Origin of the sequence: Neobacillus drentensis (assembly GCF_036966985.1) — a bacterium.
Classification (GTDB): Bacteria; Bacillota; Bacilli; order Bacillales; family Cytobacillaceae; genus Neobacillus; species Neobacillus drentensis_E.
Genome location: NZ_JBALSN010000087.1, coordinates 1 through 4363 on the forward strand (window position 1 = coordinate 1; position 4363 = coordinate 4363).

5 protein-coding genes are annotated in these 4363 nt (G+C 38.6%); all 5 read right to left on the minus strand.

From position 1 onward, the window contains the following. Positions 1 to 91 precede the first annotated feature (91 nt). The 5 genes from V7659_RS06420 to ablA all read right to left on the minus strand — a co-directional run bounded on the left by V7659_RS06420 (position 92) and on the right by ablA (position 4206). Complete coding sequence (locus tag V7659_RS06420) at positions 92 to 814, minus strand: amino acid ABC transporter ATP-binding protein (protein WP_335538904.1); 723 nt, start codon at positions 812 to 814, stop codon at positions 92 to 94. A gap of 53 nt (positions 815 to 867) precedes the next feature. Beyond that, complete coding sequence (locus V7659_RS06425) at positions 868 to 1524, minus strand: amino acid ABC transporter permease (RefSeq protein WP_335538885.1); 657 nt, start codon at positions 1522 to 1524, stop codon at positions 868 to 870. Between the two features lie 11 nt (positions 1525 to 1535). Next, the gene (locus V7659_RS06430; protein WP_335538886.1) at positions 1536 to 2348 is read right to left on the minus strand and encodes a transporter substrate-binding domain-containing protein; all 813 of its coding nucleotides are present in this window, start codon (positions 2346 to 2348) and stop codon (positions 1536 to 1538) included. Between the two features lie 167 nt (positions 2349 to 2515). Beyond that, positions 2516 to 2794, minus strand: coding sequence for a YokU family protein (locus tag V7659_RS06435; protein ID WP_335538888.1), 279 nt, complete (start codon positions 2792 to 2794; stop codon positions 2516 to 2518). A gap of 2 nt (positions 2795 to 2796) precedes the next feature. After that, complete coding sequence (gene ablA, locus V7659_RS06440; RefSeq protein ID WP_335538890.1) at positions 2797 to 4206, minus strand: lysine 2,3-aminomutase; 1410 nt, start codon at positions 4204 to 4206, stop codon at positions 2797 to 2799. Between the last annotated feature and the right edge of the window lie 157 nt (positions 4207 to 4363).

The window sequence follows — 4363 nt, forward strand, 5'->3', positions numbered from 1 at the left end:
GTCTATGTGAAGATTTAATAAACTAAGACGATCCATTTCTTCCATCATATTGGTTTACTTCCTTTGAGATATTTTTTGGAGACCTCAATTTTCACCTGACTAATCGTAAAAATGAAATAAGTCTCTCACTCTTCGGATGGATCAAGACTTCCTTGGGGTCACCTTGTTCCTCGATAACTCCGTCGGCCATAAAGATGACCCTGTCAGCCACCTCTTTTGCAAAGCCCATTTCATGAGTGACGACGACCATGGTCATGCCTTCAAAAGCTAATTGCTTCATTACTTGCAAGACTTCCCCAACCAATTCCGGGTCTAATGCGGATGTAGGCTCATCAAAAAGCATAATCTTCGGATTCATCGCTAGTGCTCTTGCAATAGCTACACGTTGCTGCTGCCCTCCTGATAGCTTTTTTGGATATACATCCTTTTTATCCTTCAAGCCTACTTTTTCCAAAAGCTTGATCGCTTCCATCTCTGCTTCAGCTTTACCCTTATTCAATACTTGAATGGGACTAACCGTTACGTTTTCTAATACGGTCATATGTGGAAATAAATTAAATTGCTGAAACACCATCCCTACTTCCTGACGAACTTTACTAATATTTTTCACAGAATTGTCCAATTTGATATTGTCGACGATGACATTTCCGCTGGTTACCGTTTCGAGTCGATTGATACAGCGGAGTAAGGTGCTTTTCCCAGAACCGCTTGCACCAATTAATGCAACGACCTCGCCTTTATAGATTTGAAGGTCAATCCCTTTTAGTACCTCTAATTGATCAAAGCTCTTATGGAGATTTTCAATACGAATAATGGGAGATAATGGGCTCGCCATTTCTATGTTCCTAGCTTCCACTTCATTTCCTCCTAGCGTTCACTTATGGACATTCGTTGTTCAATCTTGTTCAAAATAAACGTAAAAATGGTTGTCATCACTAGATAGAAACCAGCCGCGACAATATAAAATTCAATAAACGCATAATTCGTAGCCGCAAATCTCTGTGAAACCATCATTAATTCGGATACAGTTACAAGTGAAGCCAACGATGAATCCTTCAGCATCATGACAGCTTGGTTTCCAAGGGAAGGTACACTGACTCGAAGAGCCTGTGGCAGGATGATTTTTTTCATGATGGCAGGGTATTTCATCCCTAATGATTCTGCAGCCTCCATTTGTCCAATTGGAACGGACATAATGCCGCCACGGTATATTTCAGCAATGTAGGCAGCTGCATTCAACCCTAATGCAATGACAGAAGAAATAAATGGGGTTAGCTCAATTCCTATTTGCGGTAATCCGAAATAAACAAGAAACAATTGAACTAGCATGGGCGTCCCACGAATGATCCAAATATAGAATTGAGCTACATAGGACAAAATCTTTATTTTAGAAATCCTCATTAATGCAATGAGAAGACCAAAAACCATTCCTAATATTATGGATACTAGCGACAGTTGAATCGTAACAACTGCCGCCTTTACCAAGAACGGTATAAACTCGCCAACTAAACTAAAATTAAGCATCCTATCTCTCCTTAGCGAATATCTTCACCGAACCATTTCTTACTAATTTCTTCGTATGTTCCATCTTCCATCATATCCTTAAGATGTTTATTGATTTCAGCTTTTAATGCTTCTTCATGCTTGTTTAATGTGATTCCAGCGGCATCCCTGTACAGCATGTCACCAACAGCCTTAACCTTAAATCCTTTTTCTTTAATCATTCTAGAACCAACTGCTTTATCTGTAATGACTCCTACCACACGTTTATTCGCCAAATCTTGAAAGGTTAAAAGATCGCTTTTATAATTCACAATCGTCGCCCCAAGCTCAGTGGCTTTCTTTTCAAATGTCGTACCAATGGCTACACCGATTTTTTTACCGTTAATATCTTTTTTAGGATCTTTAATTTCTGAATAATCCTCATTTACAAATAATTGGGCACCGGTATGATAGTATGGATCCGTGAAGTCTACTTTTTGTTTCCGTTCTTCTGTGATTGCCATACTCGAAATAATAATGTCGTATTTCTTTGATTGTAATCCCCCGATAATGGTGTCCCAAGGAGTCGCTACATAATTAGGCTTAACTCCCATTCTTTTTGTAATTTCATTCGCAATATCGACATCAAATCCTATTAACTTATTACTCTTATCAAAATAGTTAAATGGAGGATACGCACCCTCGATTCCAATTTCAAGCACGCCATTTTTCTTAATAGCCGCCAGGCTGCCTGAATCTTCGTTCGCATCCTTTCCTCCAGTACTTGTGCTTTTCTCACTACTTCCACATGCAGCTAGCATAAAAATTAAACATAAGGTCATTACGAGTAAAATAGGGTTCTTCACATTAGTCCCTCCTAAAGTTATAACGGAATAGGAATAGTAATTCTAAAACTACAAAACTATTTCATTTTCCCCTCGAATTCAGACGGAATTTCATCTTGTAATACCTTGTCCTTAAGATAAAATTCATCTCCCGCTTACGATTGAAAAACGGGAGATGGCTTTGCCAATTATTTCGAAAAATCAAAGTAGTTTCGCTTCAATAAGCGTGGAGCGGCCATAAGGGTTTCATAGGTCATACTTTTCTCGAGCTTTGTGCAATCTATTAAAAATAGCTGATCCTCAATTGCTTTCACCGTATGATCGGTTTGATAGGTCATTCCGCATTCCAAGCAATGAATGGTCGGTGTGTCCTGAATTTGAATTGCTTTTGTTCCATCTGGAAGTTCCCAATACACTGTGTTGCTCGTTTCACGTGCTGTGTCAGATTCGCACCATTGACAAATCAAAATTATTCCTCCTTTGCTCCCACTGTTTCATATTTCTTCATTTGTGATTGGAATTTTTTCTCTTTTAACTCGTCACGTTTTTCACGTTTATCTTTTAATGAACTATGCTCAGTGTTTTCGTTATACGTCTTGCGGCGGTCTAACCGTTTTAATCCTTCAGGTGTAAGGTTAAATTTCGTATCATCAATAATCGATAGGACTCCATTACTTTCAAACTTTTCGAACACTTCAGGATATACCTTTTTGTAGTAATCCTCTGCACTGCCTGACTGATAGTTTGTTGGTTCTGGATAAGATGTAATGACACCTTCAAAGTTACGTAATACCACTTTATTAGCACTTTGAGAAATGATATAGTTCGGCTGCAATGGAATTTTGCCTCCTCCACCCGGGGCATCAACAATAAATGTCGGAACGGCATAACCCGATGTATGGCCGCGAAGTCCTTCCATAATTTCCAATCCTTTGCTGATTGGTGCACGGAAATGGCCAATCCCTTCTGATAAATCACATTGGTAAATATAATATGGACGAACACGAATTTTAACAAGGTCATGCATAAGCTGTTTCATGATCGGTACACTGTCGTTAATGCCTGCTAAAATAACCGCCTGGTTACCAACAGGTACACCAACATTTGCAAGCATTTCACATGCACGCTTCGATTCTTCCGTAATTTCAATAGATGTATTGAAATGTGTATTCAACCAAACTGGATGATACTTTTTCAAGATATTACAAAGATTTTCAGTAATACGCTGCGGGAATACGACAGGTGCTCTTGTACCGATACGAATAATTTCTACATGCGGAATCTCACGTAAATTCTTTAAAATATATTCTAAAATATTGTCATTAATAAGGAGCCCGTCTCCTCCGGAAATTAACACATCTCGGATTTGTGGGTTAGATGCGATATAATTAATTGCTGTGTCTAACTGTTTCTTTGGTACGCCCATTCCGATTTGTCCGGAGAAGCGTCTTCTTGTACAGTAACGGCAGTACATAGAGCATTGGTTTGTAACTAAAAACAACACACGATCTGGATAACGATGGGTTAACCCAGGTACTGGTGAATCTTCATCTTCGTGAAGGGGATCTTCTAAGTCATATCTTGTTTTATGCAATTCCGCAGAAATCGGAACAGACTGCATTCGAACCGGACATCTTGAATCATCAGGATCCATAAGCGATGCATAATATGGCGTGATGTTTAATGGGATTGTTTTTGTTGAGATTAAAACCCCTTCCTCTTCTTCTGGTGTTAAGTTAACTACTTTCTTTAAGTCTTCTAAATTTTTGATAGTATTCGTCAGCTGCCAAACCCAATCGTTCCATTGCTCATCCGTTACATCCTTCCAAAGCTCGATTTCTTTCCAATGTCTTTTCGGTTTGAATAAAGTGTTTCTCATGATTAAACTCCCCCTAAATTGGTTGATTTTTTATGACCCTTTAATGAAATCTCTGTTTATTAAGAAATGGAGTATTCCATATAGTAGCGATTTTCCCCTTCACCAAATTCATCGAATCTAGTCTCTTGAATGACAAACCCTAATTTTTCATATAACT

What these genes read in the sequence shown, in the direction of transcription:
- V7659_RS06425 (WP_335538885.1), bottom strand. Translation starts at nt 1,524, where the DNA reads ATGCTTAATTTTAGTTTAGTTGGCGAGTTTATACCGTTCTTGGTAAAG.
- ablA (WP_335538890.1), bottom strand. Translation starts at nt 4,206, where the DNA reads ATGAGAAACACTTTATTCAAACCGAAAAGACATTGGAAAGAAATCGAG.